The organism is Streptomyces sp. NPDC043726, from assembly GCF_056436565.1.
The window spans coordinates 68,726-87,482 of the sequence record NZ_JBWKCI010000006.1 but is presented as its reverse complement, the minus strand read 5'-3'; the positions used below and the strand labels follow the sequence as shown (position 1 = coordinate 87,482).

Annotated in this window: 15 protein-coding genes and 1 pseudogene; 13 read left to right on the top strand and 3 right to left on the bottom strand. The window is 70.2% G+C overall.

The features are described from left to right. Nucleotides 1-91: 91 nt before the first annotated feature. The gene (locus tag AC068Z_RS18600; RefSeq protein WP_478556495.1) at nt 92-1,864 is read right to left on the bottom strand and encodes a PucR family transcriptional regulator; all 1,773 of its coding nucleotides are present in this window, start codon (nt 1,862-1,864) and stop codon (nt 92-94) included. A 223-nt stretch (nt 1,865-2,087) separates the two neighbouring features. Here AC068Z_RS18600 and AC068Z_RS18595 point away from each other — a divergent pair, with 223 nt between their 5' ends. The 11 genes and pseudogenes from AC068Z_RS18595 to AC068Z_RS18545 all read left to right on the top strand — a co-directional run bounded on the left by AC068Z_RS18595 (nt 2,088) and on the right by AC068Z_RS18545 (nt 12,898). Then, nucleotides 2,088-2,576: a YflT domain-containing protein gene (locus AC068Z_RS18595; RefSeq protein ID WP_478556493.1), complete on the top strand. Its 489-nt coding sequence runs from the start codon at nt 2,088-2,090 to the stop codon at nt 2,574-2,576. A 51-nt stretch (nt 2,577-2,627) separates the two neighbouring features. Next, nucleotides 2,628-4,538 carry a molecular chaperone DnaK gene (gene dnaK, locus AC068Z_RS18590; protein ID WP_478556491.1) on the top strand — a complete coding sequence of 637 codons (1,911 nt, stop codon included), beginning with the start codon at nt 2,628-2,630 and terminating at the stop codon, nt 4,536-4,538. A gap of 9 nt (nt 4,539-4,547) precedes the next feature. Next, nucleotides 4,548-5,165, top strand: a complete 618-nt coding sequence (locus tag AC068Z_RS18585; RefSeq protein WP_478556489.1) for a nucleotide exchange factor GrpE — start codon at nt 4,548-4,550, stop codon at nt 5,163-5,165. Nucleotides 5,166-5,171: 6 nt separating this feature from the next. Beyond that, the gene (locus AC068Z_RS18580) at nt 5,172-6,119 is read left to right on the top strand and encodes a DnaJ C-terminal domain-containing protein (RefSeq protein WP_478556487.1); all 948 of its coding nucleotides are present in this window, start codon (nt 5,172-5,174) and stop codon (nt 6,117-6,119) included. Next, entirely contained in the window at nt 6,119-6,526 is a 408-nt protein-coding gene (locus AC068Z_RS18575; RefSeq protein WP_399900707.1) for a chaperone modulator CbpM, read from the top strand. The genes AC068Z_RS18580 and AC068Z_RS18575 overlap by 1 nt, the downstream gene beginning before the upstream one ends. Next, entirely contained in the window at nt 6,517-9,156 is a 2,640-nt protein-coding gene (gene clpB / locus AC068Z_RS18570) for an ATP-dependent chaperone ClpB (RefSeq protein WP_478556484.1), read from the top strand. The genes AC068Z_RS18575 and clpB overlap by 10 nt, the downstream gene beginning before the upstream one ends. Next, a complete protein-coding gene (gene trxA / locus AC068Z_RS18565; protein ID WP_478556482.1) occupies nt 9,153-9,599 on the top strand; it encodes a thioredoxin in 447 nt (148 codons plus the stop codon). The genes clpB and trxA overlap by 4 nt, the downstream gene beginning before the upstream one ends. Nucleotides 9,600-9,604: 5 nt before the next feature. Further along, nucleotides 9,605-9,868, top strand: a complete 264-nt coding sequence (locus AC068Z_RS18560; RefSeq protein WP_478556481.1) for a UBP-type zinc finger domain-containing protein — start codon at nt 9,605-9,607, stop codon at nt 9,866-9,868. Beyond that, nucleotides 9,868-11,649 carry an FAD-dependent oxidoreductase gene (locus AC068Z_RS18555; protein ID WP_478556479.1) on the top strand — a complete coding sequence of 594 codons (1,782 nt, stop codon included), beginning with the start codon at nt 9,868-9,870 and terminating at the stop codon, nt 11,647-11,649. Before AC068Z_RS18560 ends, AC068Z_RS18555 begins: the two co-directional genes overlap by 1 nt. Before the next feature lie 159 nt (nt 11,650-11,808). Continuing rightward, nucleotides 11,809-12,086, top strand: a pseudogene (locus AC068Z_RS18550) (Hsp20/alpha crystallin family protein); the annotation flags it as partial. 419 nt (nt 12,087-12,505) lie between these two features. Beyond that, the gene (locus AC068Z_RS18545; protein WP_358314782.1) at nt 12,506-12,898 is read left to right on the top strand and encodes a DUF2267 domain-containing protein; all 393 of its coding nucleotides are present in this window, start codon (nt 12,506-12,508) and stop codon (nt 12,896-12,898) included. A gap of 72 nt (nt 12,899-12,970) precedes the next feature. Here the strand turns inward: AC068Z_RS18545 and AC068Z_RS18540 are convergent, their stop codons facing one another. Beyond that, nucleotides 12,971-14,164 carry a PP2C family protein-serine/threonine phosphatase gene (locus tag AC068Z_RS18540; RefSeq protein ID WP_478557263.1) on the bottom strand — a complete coding sequence of 398 codons (1,194 nt, stop codon included), beginning with the start codon at nt 14,162-14,164 and terminating at the stop codon, nt 12,971-12,973. Nucleotides 14,165-14,246: 82 nt separating this feature from the next. Beyond that, the gene (locus AC068Z_RS18535) at nt 14,247-14,696 is read right to left on the bottom strand and encodes a DUF1931 family protein (protein ID WP_478557261.1); all 450 of its coding nucleotides are present in this window, start codon (nt 14,694-14,696) and stop codon (nt 14,247-14,249) included. 495 nt (nt 14,697-15,191) lie between these two features. Here AC068Z_RS18535 and AC068Z_RS18530 point away from each other — a divergent pair, with 495 nt between their 5' ends. Further along, nucleotides 15,192-16,295, top strand: coding sequence for a hypothetical protein (locus AC068Z_RS18530; protein WP_478556476.1), 1,104 nt, complete (start codon nt 15,192-15,194; stop codon nt 16,293-16,295). 124 nt (nt 16,296-16,419) lie between these two features. Then, nucleotides 16,420-18,594: an FUSC family protein gene (locus AC068Z_RS18525; RefSeq protein WP_478556474.1), complete on the top strand. Its 2,175-nt coding sequence runs from the start codon at nt 16,420-16,422 to the stop codon at nt 18,592-18,594. The last annotated feature ends 163 nt before the right edge of the window (nt 18,595-18,757 follow it).

Sequence of the window (18,757 nt, the reverse complement as noted above, 5' to 3'; positions counted from 1 at the left end):
ATCACCTCTATGCATGTGGCTCGGGCCGGACGAGGCTCATCTGCGCGCCGGCTTGCGCTCGCGCCGTGGCCACGAGGGGTGCGTGGGCTCCTCAACCCGGTCCGCCCAGCATGATCTTCCACACCCGGGTGGCGACCTGCAGGTTGAGGCGGTCCTCCACGCTCGTGAGGTCATGGCCGCTGATCTCACGGATGCGCTGGAGCCGGTAGCGCAGCGTGCTGCGGTGGATCGCCAGGGATTCGGCGGTCTCGGCGTAGTTGCCACCGCAGTCGAAGTACCGGGACAGGGTCTCCACGAGAGCCGTACGGTGCCGGCCGTCGTAGTCGACGAGGGAACCGAGCCATTCCCGAACGAACGCCTCCAGCTCCTGGTATTCGTTTCCAGGCCCCAGGATGCGATAGAGGCCCAGATCGTCGAAGAACGTCGTGCCGTATCGCCTTCGGGACCGGAGGCGAACCTCCAGGGCGCGCAGTGCTTCCTGGTAGCGGCCGGGGATACCGTCCGGGGTGTCGCAGCGGGCGCTCACGCCGATCGTCCCCTCCGGTGTTCCGGTCTCCCGGGCGAGCGTCTCGTACAAGGCGTGGTCGTGGGGGCTGCCCTCGGCGATCAGGACCACGTGGTCGGAACGCCGAGTCACCAGCGACGGCATGCCCACGGCCGAAGCCGCCCGGCCCACGGTCCGTGCGAAAGCGTCGTCCGCGGCCTGGTTCCTCCACTGCACGACGACCACGTACTGGATTTGATGCAGGTCGTGTCCGAACGCCTCGGACCGGGCGTAGGCGCTCGCCTCGTCCGTGCCCCCCAGGAGATCGTCGACCAGTTCGCGGCGCAGTCGCAGCTCGGCCTCCGCCAGATGGCGCAGGTGCGACAGTTCCACGGCGAGTGACGTGGTGGCGTGCTCCAGCGCGAACACGGTGTACTCGTCGGCGTCGTTCTTGGGATCGACCAGGGCCAGTACTCCGAGGACCTCACCGCGGGGGCGTACCAGGGAGATCAGCCGGTCGTTGATGCGCACGGGCCCGCCTCTCCGGGCGACCCCCTGGAGCATCTCCTCATGGCGTGCGGGGTCCGGTTCCGGATAGGGGTCGGGCCGGCCGGGACCGGTCCAGGACCGCAGTCGGCCGAAGCGATCCTCCACCAGCACGGGAAATCCGGTGAGCTCATGCAGTGCGCTGGTGATGGCCTCCTCGCCGCCGCCCGAGGCCGCGACCTCGGCGAGGGCCTCGTGCACGGCCCGCCGATATCTCAGCTCGACCACGAGAGAGATCAGCCGCCCCTGGAAGGCTGCCCGTTCCCGTCGCAGTCGGTGCAGCTCCAGGGCGTCTTCCCGCTGCCTGCGGTGCGCGACGGCGACCGACAGGGCCGCGGCGGTGAGGCGTACGAGCGTGGCGAGCAGGAAGTGCTGGGCTTCGGTGGGCCGGGAGCGAGATGTCACCACAAGGTAGCCGTGCAGGCCCCCGGGTCCGTGCAGGGCCAAGGCCCGGCCCCTGGACCGGCCGGGAACGGTCACGGGGACGTCCCGCCCTGTCAGCTCTCGCACCGTCCGGTCCACGGCTGACACATGACCCGGCCCGACCTGCGGGCTGGGGACCATATGGCCGTGCACCCTGAGGTATCCGGCCTCGGCTCTGAACGGGCCGACAGTCGACACGTGGCTCATGGCCAGGCTCAGGATCTCGCTTTCGTCCCGAGTGTCGAACAGGGCGCGAGAGACTGCCGGCCACTTGTGGGATGCCAGGGGGGAAAGCGGCGGGCGAGCCTCGCGCCGCGAGATCGTGGGGTGCTGTCCCAGACGGCCCGGCGTAAGGCCGCCTTCCCGGTGGGGACGGCGTCGGTACACGCTCCGACCCCTGAAGCCGGCCATGGGATTGCTCCCTTCCCTGAGCCCCCAGAGAGGTGACAGCGACTCTTCCTCTACGCCGTCCCCGACCAAAGTACCCGAGATATCCGGTGTGTCCCTCTCGTGCTCGCGGGGGGACGGGCTCCGTTGTTCTTTGACCTGCCGGGTGCAGGCGCAGAGCTGCTCGGTTCGCGAGTCTGGGGGCGTGCCGGGGGCCGCCGTGCACACGGGCAGGAAGGACTGGGTGATGAGCGAGCAGCCTCGTAGGCCCGTCGCCACGTACGAGACGTACCAGGAAGCCGAACGCGCCGTCGACCACCTCTCGGACCAAGGGTTTCCCGTGCAGCGGGTGGCCATCATCGGACAGGACGTCAGGCTCGTCGAGCAGGTCGTCGGCCGGATGGACTACGGCAGGGCCGCCCTGCACGGAGCGGCGAGCGGGGCCCTTCCCGGGGCGCTGATCGGCTGGCTCTTCGGCCTGGTCGACTGGGTGGACCCGCTCGTCTCCGCCCTGCTCGTCGCCTTCTACGGCCTGATTTTCGGAGCGATCGCGGGCGCGCTGTTCGGCCTGCTGCTGTACGCCCTGCAGGGCGGTCGACGGGATTTCGCCTCCGTCCGCTCCATGCAGCCCAGCCGGTACGACGTCGTCGTGGACGAAGCGGTCGCCGACGAGGCGGTACGGCTGCTCGGCGGGTTGCCGACCGCCGGTGCCGGCGGACGTCCCGCCCATACCTGAACGACCGGATCCGCAGTGCCGGCGCTTGCCGCCGCACGGGAGGAGTTCCTCATGGCCAAGGCAGTGGGCATCGACCTGGGCACCACGAACTCGGTGATCGCCGCGTGGGAGGGCGGCGAAGCTTCCGTCGTGCCCAACACCGAGGGCAACCGTACGACACCGTCCGTGGTGGCCTTCACCGACACCGGGGAACGGCTGGTGGGCCAGCTGGCCCGGCGCCAGGCGATCCTCAACCCCAAGGGCACCATCTACTCGGCCAAGCGGTTCATCGGCCGGCACTTCGACGAGATCCCGGACGAGGCCAGAGCGGTGGCGTACGACGTCGTCGAGGGTGAGGGCGGCGTCGCCCGCTTCAAGGTGCGCGACAAGCTCTACGCGCCCGAGGAGATCAGCGCTCAGGTGCTGCGCAAACTCGCCGACGACGCGTCCAAGCAGCTCGGGGAACGGGTCACGGAGGCGGTCATCACCGTGCCCGCCTACTTCAACGACGCCCAGCGCACCGCCACCAAGGACGCCGGGCGGATCGCGGGACTGGAGGTGCTGCGGATCATCAACGAGCCGACCGCGGCCGCCCTGGCGTACGGCATGGACAAGAAGCAGCACGAGACGGTGCTGGTCTTCGACCTCGGCGGCGGCACGTTCGATGTGAGCATCCTCGACGTGGGCGACGGCGTGGTGGAGGTGCGTTCCACGGCGGGCGACAGTCACCTGGGCGGTGACGACTTCGACCGCCGTCTGGTGGATTACCTCGCGGACGACTTCCAGAAGGAGAACGGCATCGATCTGCGCAAGGATCCGCAGGCCCTGCAACGCCTGTTCGAGGCGGCGGAGAAGGCCAAGACCGAGCTGAGTTCGGTGACGCAGACGCAGGTCAGCCTGCCGTTCATCACCGCCGATGCCTCGGGCCCCAAGCACCTCACCGACTCGGTCATGCGGTCCACGTTCGATCAGATCACCAGTGACCTGGTGGAGCGGTGCCTGGGACCGGTCCAGCAGGCCATGGCCGACGCCAAGGTCGGCGAGAGCGACATCGACGAGGTCATCCTCGTCGGCGGCTCCACCCGCATCCCCGCCGTCCAGTCCCTTGTGCGCCGGCTGACCGGCGGCAAGGAACCCAACATGAGTGTCAATCCCGACGAGGTCGTGGCCCTGGGTGCCGCGATCCAGGCCGGGGTGCTCAAGGGCGAGGTCAAGGACGTCCTGCTGCTCGATGTCACGCCCCTGTCGCTGGGTGTCGAGACACGCGGCGGCGTGATGACGAAGATCATCGAGCGGAACACCACCATCCCGGTGCGCCGCAGCGAGACCTTCTCCACCGCCGAGGACAACCAGCCCGCCGTCGACATCGTCGTACTCCAGGGCGAGCGCGAACGGGCCGCCGACAACCGGGTGCTCGGCCGCTTCCAGCTCACCGACATCCGTCCGGCGCCGCGCGGCGAACCGCAGGTCGAGGTCACCTTCGACATCGACGCCAACGGCATTGTCAACGTCAAGGCCCGAGACCGTGACACCGGCAAGGAACAGGGCATCACCATCACCGAGAGCTCCAACCTCGACCGTAGCGAGGTCGAGCGCATGGTCCAGGAGGCCGAGCGCAACCAGGGCCAGGACCAGGCCCTGCGGGAGGCCGTCGACGCCCGCAACGAGCTCGACGCCGTCGCATACCAGGTCGACAAGCGCCTCGCCGAGCTGGGCGACGCCGCACCCGCGCACGAGAAGGCACGCGCCGAGATGCTGGCGTCGGATGCCCGGGCGGCGGTCAAGGAGGAGGCAGGCGTGGAGCGGGTGCGGCCTCTGACCTCCGAACTCCAGCAGGTGCTGTCAGGGCTGTCGGCGCATCAGGGCGGCGCCACCACGGGCGGTCCCGATCAGGGCACCACCGGGGACGGTGCGACCGGCGGCGGCCCGAGCGGCGGTGGCGGTGACGACGACGTCATCGATGCCGAGTTCGACAAGGACTGAGGAACCGCCATGCCGATCCACCCCAGGGAACCCGACCCGGCCGTGCCGGACCCGGCCCACCCGGCTCCGGAGGGCGCCGTACGCCCTCTCCGAGGAAACCTTCCGCGCTCCGGCCCGCCGACCGGGACGGGGCCTGAGACGGACGAGGAACCCGGCCCCGACGCGGCCGGCGGCCCCGTACCGTCCGAGGACGAGCACACGGCCGAGCTGAAGGAACTCGAGGACCGCTGGCGGCGCGCGCTCGCCGACCTCGACAACCTCCGCAAGCGCCACACCAGGGAACTGGAGCGGGAGCGGACGGCCGAGCGGTCCCGCACGGCGGCCGCTTTCCTGCCTGTCCTGGACAACCTCGAACTCGCCCTGACCCACGCCGGATCCGACCCCGGCGCGATCGTGGAGGGCGTCCGGGCGGTCCGCGACCAGGCGGTGAACGTCCTCGAACTGCTCGGCTACCCGAGGCACGCGGAAACCGGCGTCGCCTTCGACCCGGCCCGGCACGAGGTGGTCGGCGTCGTCCAGGACCCCGAGGCCCCACCGGGCACGGTCGTCGAGGTGCTGCGCCCGGGCTACGGGGACGGGGAACGGCAGCTCAGGCCCGCCGCCGTGACTGTCGCGAAGCGGGAGTGACCGGTCATGGCACGGGACTTCTACGAGGTGCTGGGCGTGTCGCGGACCGCGAGCCAGGACGAGATCCAGCAGGCATATCGCCAACTCGCCCGCAAGTACCACCCGGACGTCAACAAGGACCCGGGGGCGGAGGAACGCTTCAAGGACCTCAACGAGGCGTACAGCGTCCTTTCGGACCCCAGGACACGGGCCCGTTACGACCGCTTCGGAGAGGACTTCCGCAAGATCCCCGAGGACTTCGACGAACGGGTCGCGGCCGGAGCGGGCGGCGGCTCCCGCGCTCGGAGGACCGCTGGTGCGGGCGGCCCCCACGTCCGGTACACCGGCTTCGGCGACGACTTCGCAGCGGAGGGCGTCGACATCGACGACCTGCTCGGCTCGCTCTTCGGAGCAGGCGCCGCCCGCGGCGGTGTACCGGGGGCCGACCAGGAGGCCGAGCTGCCGCTCACCGTCGAGGAGGCCTACCGGGGCGGCCGCCGCACCGTCACGCTCGCCGGCCCCACGGGGCAGCCGCGACGGTACGAGGTCGACGTACCGCCCGGGGTCACCGACGGGCTGCGCATCCGCCTGGCGGGCGAGGGCGGCCGGGGCAGTGGTGACGCACCCGCGGGCGACCTGTACCTGCGGGTGCGAATCCAGCCCCACCCCCGGTTCCGGCTGGACGGCCGCGACGTCCACGTACAGGTCCCCGTCACCCCCTGGGAGGCGGCCCTGGGTGCGACCGTGCCGGTGCCCACCCCCGGCGGCGGCACGGCCAAGGTCACGGTGCCCGCGGGCTCCTCCAGCGGCCGGCGGCTGCGGCTGCGCGGCGAGGGCATGCCGAACCCGCGCGGTGCGAACGGCGACCTGTACGCCGAACTCCGCGTCATGGTGCCGCCCGCCCTCGGCGACCGGGAGCGCGAGCTGTTCGAGGAGCTCGCCGCCACTTCTTCGTACGACCCCAGGAGGACGTGATGAGCGACCGACCCTCATGGGCGGCGACCGGCGGTCAGGCCGCCCGGGCCGACGCGGGCGGGCGTCCCGTACGGACGAGCGCCGGGTCCACGGCCGTGCGGTACGCGCTCGTCCCCGTGCCCAGGCTTTCCCTTGACACCGTGGCCCGCCGCTCGGGCCTCCATCCCGACCTGGTCCGCCGGTTCGTCGCCCTCGGCCTGGTCGACGCCGAGCGCGACGCCGCGGGGCACCTCGTGTTCGACCCCGCCGCCCCGGCGGTGCTCGCCCGCGTCCAGCGGCTGCGCTCCGGACTCTGCCTCAACTACGCATCCATCGGTCTGGTGCTCGACCTGCTCGACCGCATCAGCCTGCTCGAAGCCGCACTGCGCGACCGCGGCAGGAGGAGTGACTCACCCCCATGGACATGAACCGTCTCACCCAGAAGTCACAGGAAGCCCTCCAGGAGGCGCAGACCGCCGCCGTCCGCATGGGCCAGACCGAGGTCGACGGTGAGCACCTGCTGCTCGCGCTCCTCGACCAGGAGGACGGCCTGATCCCGCGGCTGCTGCAACAGGCGGGCAGGGAGCCCGAAGAGCTCCGTGCGGCTGTGCGTGAGGAGCTCTCCCGCCGGCCCAAGGTGACCGGCCCGGGTGCGGCGCCGGGCCAGGTATTCGTCACCCAGCGCCTGTCCCGGCTGCTGGACACGGCCGAGCGGGAGGCCAAGCGCCTCAAGGACGAGTACGTGTCCGTGGAGCACCTCTTGCTGGCCCTGGCCGAAGAGGGCACGTCCACCGCCGCCGGACGGCTGCTCAGGGAGCACGGCATCACCCGGGACTCGTTCCTGAGCGCGCTGACTCAGGTCCGTGGCAACCAGCGCGTGACCTCGGCAAACCCCGAAGTGGCGTACGAGGCGCTGGAGAAGTACGGCCGTGACCTGGTCGCCGAGGCCAGGGACGGCAAACTCGACCCGGTCATCGGCCGGGACGCCGAGATCCGCCGCGTCACCCAGATCCTCAGCCGCAAGACCAAGAACAACCCCGTCCTCATCGGCGACCCGGGCGTCGGCAAGACCGCCATCGTCGAGGGCCTGGCCCAGCGCATCGTCCGCGGCGACGTCCCCGAGGGCCTGCGCGACAAGACGGTGTTCGCACTCGACATGGGCTCCCTGGTGGCCGGGGCAAAGTACCGGGGCGAGTTCGAGGAACGCCTCAAGGCCGTGCTGTCCGAGGTGAAGGCGGCCCAGGGGCACATCCTGCTCTTCGTCGACGAACTCCACACCGTCGTAGGCGCGGGCGCCGCCGAAGGGGCCATGGACGCGGGCAACATGCTCAAGCCGATGCTCGCCCGCGGCGAACTCCACATGATCGGCGCCACCACCCTCGACGAGTACCGCAAGCACATCGAGAAGGACGCCGCCCTCGAACGCCGCTTCCAGCAGGTCCTGGTCGAGGAGCCGAGCGTGGAGGACACCATCTCCATCCTGCGCGGACTGCGCGAACGCCTGGAAATCTTCCACGGCGTGAAGATCCAGGACACCGCGCTGGTATCCGCGGCCACCCTCAGCCACCGCTACATCACCGATCGGTTCCTGCCCGACAAGGCCATCGACCTCGTCGACGAGGCGTGCGCCCGGCTGCGTACCGAGATCGACTCGATGCCCGCCGAACTCGACGAGATCACCCGCCGCGTCACCCGCCTGGAGATCGAGGAGGCCGCCCTCTCCAAGGAGACCGATCCCGCCAGCAAAACCCGCCTGGAGGAGCTGCGCAGGGAACTGGCCGACCTGCGCGGCGAGGCCGACGCCAAGCACGCCCAGTGGGAGGCCGAGCGGCAGGCCATCCGCCGCGTGCAGGAACTGCGCCAGGAACTGGAGCAGGTCCGCCACGAGGCGGAGGAAGCAGAACGCGCCTACGACCTCAACCGCGCCGCCGAACTCCGTTACGGCCGCCTCCAGGACCTGGAGCGCCGGCTCGCCGCAGAGGAGGAGCAACTGGCCGCGAAGCAAGGGGAGAACCGGCTGCTGCGCGAGGTCGTCACGGAGGAGGAGATCGCCGAGATCGTCGCCGCCTGGACCGGCGTCCCCGTCGCCCGCCTCCAGGAGGGTGAACGCGAGAAGCTGCTGCGCCTCGACGAGATCCTGCGCGAGCGCGTCATCGGCCAGGACGAGGCCGTTCAGCTCGTCGCCGACGCCATCATCCGCGCCCGCTCCGGGATCCGCGACCCTCGCCGCCCCATCGGCTCGTTCATCTTCCTCGGCCCCACCGGCGTCGGGAAGACCGAGCTGGCCAAGACCCTGGCCCGAGCCCTGTTCGACTCCGAGGAGAACATGGTCCGCCTCGACATGAGCGAGTACCAGGAGCGGCACACCGTCAGCCGGCTGATGGGGGCCCCGCCCGGATACGTCGGCTACGAGGAGGGCGGTCAGCTCACCGAGGCCGCACGCCGCAAGCCGTACTCGGTCGTGCTGTTCGACGAGATCGAGAAGGCGCACACCGATGTCTTCAACACCCTGCTGCAGATCCTCGACGACGGCCGCATCACCGACGCCCAGGGCCGCACCGTCGACTTCCGTAACACCGTGATCATCATGACGTCCAACATCGGCTCCGAGCACCTCCTCGACGGCGCCACCGCCGAGGGCGAGATCAAGCCGGACGCCCGCGCCCTGGTGATGGGTGAGCTGCGCGGGCACTTCCGCCCGGAGTTCCTCAACCGCGTCGACGACATCGTGCTGTTCAAGCCGCTCGGTGAGCGGCAGATCGAGCGGATCGTGGAGCTGCAGTTCGACGAGCTGCGACGCCGCCTCGCCGAGCGTCGCATCACCGTTGAACTGACCGAGACAGCCACAGAGTTGATCGCCCACCAGGGCTACGACCCGGTCTACGGGGCCCGGCCGCTGCGGCGTTACATCTCCCACGAGGTCGAGACACTCGTCGGGCGCGCTCTGCTGCGCGGCGACGTCCAGGACGGCGCCACGGTCCGCGTAGACGCCCAGGCCGGAGAGCTGGTGGTCACCTACGACCAGCCCGAGGACGTGCAGGGAGCGCAGACGGCATGAGTACCGTTCAGGCCACCAACGTCACGTGCCCGCACTGCGGGCGCAAGAACCGGGTGCCCGTGTCCGCCGAGGGCCGCCCCAGGTGTGGCAACTGCAAGCAGCCGCTGCCGTGGATGGTGGACGCGGGCGACGACGACTTCGCCGAGGTCGTCGAGCGGGCCGACGTGCCCGTCGTGGTCGACCTGTGGGCCACATGGTGCGGCCCCTGCCGCATGGTCAGCCCGGCGCTGGAGAAGGTCGCCGCCGATCTCGCCGGCCGAATCAAACTCGTCAAGGTCGACATCGACAAGAACCCGCGCCTGGCGCAGCGGTTCGAGGTCCAGGCGGTACCGACGCTGTTGATCCTGGACAAAGGGCAGACCATCGCCCGGCAGGCGGGGGCGGCGCCCGCCCCCGTTCTGCGCCAGTGGGTGGAGAAGTCGATCACGCCCAGGGAAGGGTGATCCGGATGACCCTGCACGCAGACCCCCACCTCGCGCTCGTCCGGCCGGTCCAGCCACTGACCCCCCAGGGGTGTCAGGAGTGTCTGCGGCTCGGATCCCCGTGGGTCCACCTCCGGCTCTGCCTGACCTGCGGCCACGTCGGCTGCTGTGACTCCTCGCCGAACAAGCACGCTCGCAGGCACGCCGCCGCCGACGCCCATCCGATCGTGCGGTCGTTCCAGCCCGGCGAGGACTGGCGCTGGTGCTACGTCCACGAGGCGTTCGTCTGATGCCCGGCGACGAGACGCGGCCGAGCGCAGCGCCTGTGCCGGACGAGACGGAGGAGAGCGTCCCCTTCGAGACGCCCGACATCTACGGCGCCTATCCCCGCCTGTCGGACGACCAGATGGACCGCCTGGCGCAGCATGGCCGGCGGCGCGCGGTCGACGTGGGTGACGTGTTGATCCGGGAGGGGGAGCGGTGCGAGACCTTCTACGTCGTCCTCAGTGGCTCGGTCGCCATCGTCGAGGGCTACGGCACGCCCGACGAACGCCTCCTGCGTGTGCACGGCCCCGGCCGCTTCATCGGCGAACTCGGCCTCCTGAACGGACAGGTGTCCTTCTACACCGCCCTGGTCAGGGACCTCGGTGAAGTCCTCGCTCTGTCCATGGACCAGCTGCGTGACCTGGTGACCCGGGACTCCGCCCTCGGCGATGTGGTGCTGCGCGCCTGCCTGGGCCGCCGTGCCCTGCTCGTCGGGCAGGGCGCCGGTTTCCGCATCATCGGCTCGCGCTATTCATCCGACACCCGACGGCTGCGCGAGTTCGCCGCCCGCAACCGGCTGCCGCACCGCTGGATCGATCTGGAGACGGACGAGGAGGCCGAGGCACTGCTGCGCCGCTTCGCGGTCGGTCCGGAGCAGACACCGCTGGTGATCTGGCGTGACACCACCCTGCTGCGCAATCCGAGCAACGCCGAACTGGCCCGGTTGATCGGCTTGCCGCCCCTGCCGTCGGGCAACGGCCGCGGCGATCTCCTCATCGTCGGCTCCGGCCCCGCCGGTCTCGCCGCCGCGGTGAACGCCGCCTCGGAGGGCCTGGACACGACCGTCGTCGAGGCCATGGCCAGCGGTGGCCAGGCCGCCACGTCGTCCCGCATCGAGAATCTGCTCGGCTTCCCTTCCGGCATCTCCGGCGCCGAACTCACCGAACGCGCCGTGCTCCAGGCCGACAAGTTCGGCGCCAGGATCAGCGTCCCGGCGGAGGCGGCTCGGCTCGAACCGCGGGGCGGGCTCTACGCCGTCGGGTTCGCCGACGGCAGCGAGATCACCGCCCGCACAGTCGTCCTGGCCACCGGCGCTCGCTACCGCCGCCTTGAGGTGCCCGGCATCGAACGCCTGGAGGGAACGAGCGTCCACTACTCGGCGACCGTCTACGAGGCCCAGCAGTGCCGCACCGACCCGGTGGCCGTCGTCGGCGGAGGCAACTCCGCGGGCCAGGCCGTGCTCTTCCTGGCCGGGTACGCACCGCAGGTGTATCTGCTCGTCCGTGGGTCAAGCCTGGAGGCACACATGTCCCGCTATCTGATCGATCAGGTCGAGCGCCACTCGCGGGTGCGCGTGCTGCTGCACACCGAGACTGCCGAGGCACTCGGCGACAAGGTGCTGGAGGCGGTCACCGTGGTCGACCGCCGTACGGGCGAGCATCGGCACCTCGCGGTGCGCGCCCTGTTCGTCTTCACCGGCGCCGAGCCCCACACCGAGTGGCTGTCCGACGCGCTCGCCCTCGACGCGCGCGGCTTCGTCCTCACCGGGGCGGAGGCGCAGGCCTGCTCCGTCCCCGGACTGTGGCAGAGCCAGGGCCGTGACTGCCTGACGTTGGAGACCAGCCTGCCGGGCGTCTTCGCCGCCGGCGACGTCCGCAGCGGCTCGGTGAAACGCGTGGCTTCCGCGGTCGGCGAAGGCGCGATGAGCATCCACTTCGTCCACCGTTACCTGGGCCATACGGCCGCGCCCGGTGGCACCGACAGCTCCCCGCACACCCGCCCGAAGGAATCCGCTTGGCTCGGATGACTTCAAAGAGAGACGAGATCACGAGAAGAAGGCGACGGTAATGACTACGCCCGTCCGGCACCAGCGGGGTGCCGCAATGCAGGTCAGGCCGCTTGGCTGGGCACGCGCCGGGGAGTTCAATCCCAATGAGGAAGGCGTCGTCGGCCTCCGTGACGTCCGCTCAAGAGCAAGGACATCGACGTCGAAGCGAACGGCCAGCAGCTGGTGGTCACCGGCGAGATCAAGGAGAAGGAACGCGAAGCGTCCTGCGACGGAGCACCCGCCGCACCGGAGCCTTCGAGTACCGGCTGCGGCTGCCCGGAGAAGTCGACACCGAAAAGATCAACGCGCGGATGTCGGACGGGGTGCTCACCATCACCGTCCCCAAGGCCGAGGTCGCAAAGCCCCGGCACGTCGACATCAGCGAGACGAGTGAAAGCACCGGGAGCAGCGGCTGAGACGCGAACGCCGCGGTTCCGGACACCCGTCCGGCACCGCGGCCGGGTCGGCGAGCTCGACATCCGGGGTGACCCATGAATGACGTCCCGTATCACAAGCCCTCACCGCGGCGGAGACTCGGGAGCCGGCTCCCCACCGGCCTCCCTTCGGCGCCGCAGACGCCAGGCGCGCAGCAGCCGAAGGGGGAGCAGACCCAGCGGTGCTCGCCGGCCCATGTCCGCCTGGTCCTCGCGGTCGAATGCCCGTGCGTAACGCTCGGCGTCCTGGGCCGTGGGATATCGCTTGCTGCCCTCCGCTCCGCACCCGCGCGCGCAGTGCCAGAGCATCGTGTCGCCCCCATGCCAAAAGCACTCGGCGGGCTCGACAGCGCACCAGGCGACCCCATGACCAGCGATGACCGGCGCAGAAGGAGGCAGCGATGAAATACGACGGATTCCTCGCCCACGTACGCGAACGAGGCGAATACAAGAACCCGGACGAAGCCGCAGACGTCACCAACGCCGTGCTGGAAGTGCTGGCCCAACGGATCAGCCCGGGAGAGGTCAAGGACCTCGCATCCCAGATGCCCGGCCCGCTGGGACAGGTTCTGGATCATGCAACGCCCCAGCGGGCGCAGAGCTTCGGGATCGAAGAGTTCTACCGCCGGGTCGCCGAGCGCACGGGTGCCCGGCCGCGTACGGCACAGTGGGACGCCAGCGCGGTCCTGACCACCGTCGCCGACGCTGTGACCGGCGGAGAACTGAATCAGATCATCAGCCAACTCCCCTCCAGTTACGCGGTCCTGTTCGGAAAGGCTGACCTCGCGGACTGAGCTTGTGCAGCGCTCAGAACGAAAGGCCCACGCAGCGGCGCCCCGGCCGCCCCAGTACCAGGTCGCGGGCGGTCACGGATCAGGGGGCTGCCACTCGAACAGCAAGATCGTGGCGTCGTCGCTGAGTTCGTTGTGCTGATGCTCGAGGATGGCATGGATGAGCAGGCGCAGCACTTCCGGGGCGCTCTGCCCTGCTGCGGTCGACCGGATGATGTAGTCGGTGAAGCGCTCCAGGCCGAACTCCTCGCCCGCCTCGTCGCGTGACTCCACGACGCCGTCCGAGTAGAGCAGTATTCGGTCACCGGGTTCCAGGCTGACGTCGTGCACCTGACGGGCGGTCCCGGCGAGATTGGCGGGCAGACCCAAAGGAGGCTCCGGTGGCCGCTCCAAGGCCTTGTGGAGCAGGCGGTGTCGACGGATGAGCAACGGAGGCGGGTGGCCGCAGTTGCACCAGCGCAGCACACCCGTGGGCATGTTCAACTGGGTGAAGACACCCGTGCAGAACTGGTCCGGAAGCCATTTCGCCAACGCCTCGTCCATGGTGTCCACGAGTTCGTTCAGGTCTGCCCCGTTGCGCCGGGCGTTACGGCAGCCTGCCATGGCGACAGAGGTGGCAAGTCCGGAGGCCAGGTCGTGCCCCATGCCCTCAAGTACCGCGGCGTGCAGAACGTCCTCGGTGAACGCATGGTCGAAAGCATCGCCGCCCAGTTCGTACGCGGGCTCCAGAACCGCCGTCGACACGACCCGCCCGGTGCCGATCGACCGGGGAGGGAGAAATGCCCTCACCATCTCCGTGGGCAGGTGCATCGGCCTGGTACGCATGCGCTGCGCGAGGGTGTCGCTGTAGGTGCGCTTGGACGTGATGATCAGTGCGAGGAGCAGCGCCGTCGTTCGGCAGCGCCGTAGCTTGAGCCCGTCCAGGGTGCTCATGTTCAGCTCCACGACGCCCAGCCGCTCCGCTCCGTAGGCCAGGGGCAGCCATACCTTCAGCCCGCCGGAGGGCACTTCTTCCACTCGGAGAGAGTCGGTGCGGTAGGTCCATCCGGCCAGCGAAGTGTCGAGCTGCAGTTCCGGCTCGCCTTCGACGAGCGGCAACAGCAGTCTCTGCTGGATGTCGATCAGGTAGATAACCGCCCTGCCCATACCCATGGCCTCGGCATACCGGTTCAGGGCCACGGCCAGCTCCGCAGGTGATGCCGGCTGGGCTGCTCTGACCAGTTCCTCCAGCAGCCGCTCACCGGACCCGACGGACATGTCCCTGTCCATGTTTTCGATGATCCCTTCAAGACGAGACGTCACGCGCTGACGCTGCTCGCCCGTGTTTTGCACCGCCCCTTCCGGTCGCCACTCACAGCAGGAGGTCGAAGACGGCTCGAGCCTCGTCCCAGTGCTGGGTCTGGGGGTTTTTCAGGTCGGGGTGGAGAATCTTGAAGCTCTGGGCAAGGGCCAGGCTGAGTCCGCCGATGATGTCCGGATAGGCCGCCTCGGTCTCCTCATCGGGCGTGCGGTCCAGAGCGGGATGGGTGGCGAGCCGTTCCAGGATCGGCTTGAGTTCTATTTCCTGGTCGATCTTCCGGAAGTGGTGGATGCTCTCCTGCAGGCCCTTCGTGATCGGCAGGTCGCTGGGCCGGATGATGTCGCGCCCGTTGGCCTTGGCCGTGGCCTGGGCGACGGTGAGCAGATCGTAGAGCTTGGCGTCGACGAAGTCGCTGTGGCGCTTGAGATCGTTCTTGTCGACGTCCAGCCCTGCGGCCGCACGGAAGAACCTTTCGAACCTGGCAATGGACATCACGGTCATGACGGCAACCTCCGGCTGCGGGAGCCGGGCGGTTCCCGGCCCCAGGGCTTCCCAGTCAGCCTGGCCGACGAGGGCGCGCGAACGCATGCGCATGTCGGGCCCAATTGCCCTCCCTGTATTGCCCTGCCAGGCCCAGACGTCCGACTGCCCGGGTTGTCGGGACGGCGTGCGGAGCGACAGCGTCCGCCACCGCGAACACCCGCTCACGCGCCCCCGGCACGCCCGCACGCCGCGCCACCGACCACCCCGCTTCGGTGTCTGTCCCGGAGCCCGAGTCCGGCAAAGTCCTGCCACGCGATCGTGCCCGGTCGTGGGAGCGGGCCCTGTGCTGGGAAGATGAGGAGATCCGGCCGTAGCGCCCGCACCTGCTGGCGGAGGTCAGCGTGTCACGCGGCTGTCGTCGTTGCCTCGGTGGCGTCTGTGGGCCCTTGGGATCGCGGGGCAGCCGACGAGGAAGGTTCCCTCATGCGAGTGTCGTCTCAGGGCGTTACGGTCGTGGCTCTCCTGGCGGATCCGGACGCGCCGACGGAGATCGCGCAGCGCATGGCCCGGACACTCTCCGCTCGGCTCGCCGACAAGTCGGGCCAGGGACGACGGTTCGACGTCGAGGTGGTCAGTGAGCCCTTCACCTCCGGGACGGAGGACCCGCCCACTTTGATGCGCCGGATCATGGACCGTGGCAGTGCGGAGAACTGGGACGTCGTCGTTGCCCTCACCGACCTTCCGCTGCACTCACACGGACGCAGGCTCGCTGTGAATCTGAATCACGAACGCGGCTTGGCGCTGCTCTCTCTTCCCTCACTGGGGGGTCTGCGGCTGCAGACGAGGGCCCGGCGGGCCGTCGAAGATGCCGTGCTCGACCTGATAGGCCCGCACGCCACTGGGGCTGAAGCACCCCCGCGAAGGAGGCCGTTTCTCGGGCCCTTCGTCAATCGTCTCGCGCCTGTTCATCCGGGCCCGCTCGGTGAGAGGGAGACCGACGGTCTTCGGTACGTCGTCGGCGGGCCGCGCGGCTACCTGCGAGTGCTCTTCGGCATGGTTCGCGCCAATCGGCCGTGGCGATTGGTGACGGGCTTGTCGAAAGCCCTGGCGGCCGCACTCGCCACGGGGGCCATCGCCACCCTGGACTCCACCACCTGGAGCCTCGCTGGGGCCCTGAGCGCGCCACGCCTTGTGATCGCCATGGTCGGGTCCGTCGGGCTCATGATCGGCTGGCTGATCGTGGACGGGGAGCTGTGGCATCGATCAACAGAAGGCTCACCGGAGGCGAGGCAGAGGGCCAGGCTCTACAACGCCTCGACGGTCGCGACCGTGGGTATCGGCGTGCTCGTCTGCTACCTGGGTTTGATGGTCATCAACTTGGTGTGGGCACTGTTCATCCTCAACGACCAAGTGTTCGCTTCCATGACGCGAACCCCGCTCCACGCCACGGAGTACTTGACGCTGTCCTGGTTCGTCGCTTCGGTCGCCACCGTGGGCGGCGCGCTGGGATCAGGCTTGGAGAGCGACGACGCGATCCGCGCAGCCGCCTACTCCAAGCGCGAACAGGAACGTCGTCACGCCCTCCAAGACGACCACGGTGACCAGCCTTCGACGTGAACCGATACCGGCGCAACCGGCAGCGCGACGTCGGCCCGGGGCCGCGCGTCCGGGCGCGGTGCCGTCAGGAGGCGGCGGCGCGGCCGACGCGCCCCGGCGGGACGTTCCGGCTAGGCTCACACGGGTGAGGTGGCTGCGGACCTTCGGGGAGGTCGTGCGATCCGGGCTCACGATCGAGGAGGCGCGGCTGGAGCCCCTGCTCGCGCTGCGTACGGCTGCTGGGGTGGCGATCGTCATCGGACCGGCGCTGTGGCTGGCCTCGCCTGCGTACGCCGCGTCCGCCGCCCTCGGTGCCTACTCCGCGGGTGCGGCCACCTTCCAGCGCAACTGGCGTCCGCGCAAGGTGATCGCGCTCGGCGCGGGCGCGGGTCTGGCGCTCAGCACCTTCGTGGGCTACCTGGCGGCGGGGCGACTCGTGACACTCCTCCCGCTGCTGGCCGTATGGGCCTTTGCCGCAGGGATGGCGTGGTCCCTCGGATCGACTGCTGGGATCGTCGCAGCGACGACGGTCGGCAGCATGCTGGTGACCATCACCCTGCCCACCAGCGTCGGGCGTGCCCTGGAACATGCCGGGGTCATCGCGCTTGGAGGCCTGGCGCAGGCCGTGCTGATCTTGCTGTTCCCGATTCGCCGCTGGGGTGCGCATCGTGACGCGCTGGCTGACGCTCTGGCCGCAGTGGCTGACTACGCCCGCCGGCTGCGGCACGACCCGACCGCGCTGTTCGACCCGGAGCCGCTGATGACAGCCCGGGACGCGGCCGCCGTGACGCCATCACAGGCCCGCACCCGGCCCCCCGTCCTGCACGGCCCGCGGGGCCTCGCCGAGCGCATCCTGCCGGTCGTCGCCGCGCTCGCCGACCCGGACATCGGCGCCCCGGCGGAGGGATCCGGGCGGGACCGCGCACGGGAGTTGCTCGACGCGGCGGCCGACGTCCTGGACGCGGCCGCCCGTTCGATCCGCCGCGGAACTCTCGCCGAGGTACCGCCCCGGAGCGCGGAGGTCCTGCGCGTCGACGAGGAGGGCGAGGTGTTGGAGGGACCCGCCCGGCAGGCTGCCGAACGGCTCGTGGAACTGCTCGCCGAGGCGTTGGAAATCGCCGGGAGCGGCGGGGCGCGCGACAAGGCGCCTGCGCCGCCCGGGCCTGCGAGCGCCCAGTTCTTGGTGCGCCCGACCATGTTCCGGCTGCTCCCGGTCGTCGTCCGGGCGGTCCGCCGGGAGCTTCGCCGGGACTCGCCCGTGTTCCGGCACGCCGTCCGTCTGGCGGCAGTGGCCACGCTCGGCTATCTGATCGCTTCCCGGCTGCCCCTGGAGCACGGCTACTGGGCGCCCATCGCCTCGGTGATGGTGATGCGGCCGGACTTCCACCGGACGTACGCGCGTGCGGTGGGCCGTCTCGCCGGGACCCTGGCGGGGGTCGCGCTCGCCACCGGGATGGTGCAGGCCCTGGGCCCGGACGCCCCTGTGTTCGGCGCACTGGCGGTGGTCTCGGCGGCCCTGTCGTACACGCTGCTCCGTACCGGCTACGCCTACTCCCAGTGCTTCACTGCCGCGTACGTCGTCTTCCTGCTCGGCATGGGCGGCCAGGCATGGGAGCAGACGGTCCCGGAGCGGGTGGTGCTCACCCTGCTCGGCGGGGCCTTGGCGATGCTGGCGTACGTGGTGTTCCCCGCATGGGAGACCCCCCGGCTAACGGGACGGCTGGCGGACTGGCTCGCCGCCAACGGCCGCTACGCGGCCGCGGTGCTCCGCAGCTACGCCGAACCGACCCGGGAGCATCGCGCCGACATGCGCAGGGCCTTGCTGGCGAGCAGGGAGGCACGTGCCGCCTGGCAGGCGGCCTACGACCAGGCAAGGCAGGAACCGGTCGGCCCCAGAGGTCTGACATCGCGCGAGGCGGAAGAGGCGCAGGAGGCGCTCAAGGGACTTGACCGGGCGGCGATGCTCATGGAGAGCCACGTCCCGCGGGCCGGCGGTCGTTTCGCCCCCGAGGCGGAGCGGTTCGCCGAGGCATTGGAGGCCGATACCGCACGGGCGGCAGTCGATGTGCGTGAGCACAGGAATCCGGACTGGGGGCGCGTCGAGGAGGCGCTCGACGCGTGGGAGGGCGCCGCCGGCGACCGGAGCCCGGTGCTACGGCGCGGGGCAGAGCTGCAGAAGCGGGCCCTCGAGGACCTCGCGGCAGCAGTGAGCCGCACACCCCTGGAACGGGACGTCAACTCCGCTCGCGAGGAGCAACGGGTGCGGGCGGCCGTGGCTGGGGAAGGTGACGGATCAGGACCCGCGCACCGCGGTGGCTGACGGCTCCGACGACCGTGAGCGCCGCGCCTCCTGGAGCGGGACGCAGTCTCCCGGCCGTGTCGAGCGCCGCCGCACGTACACCACTGCCGCCGTCACGAGAATCAGCCCCCGCCAGGACGAGCAGTTCGATCCCCTCGACGTTCCACCGGAAGGACTTCTCCGC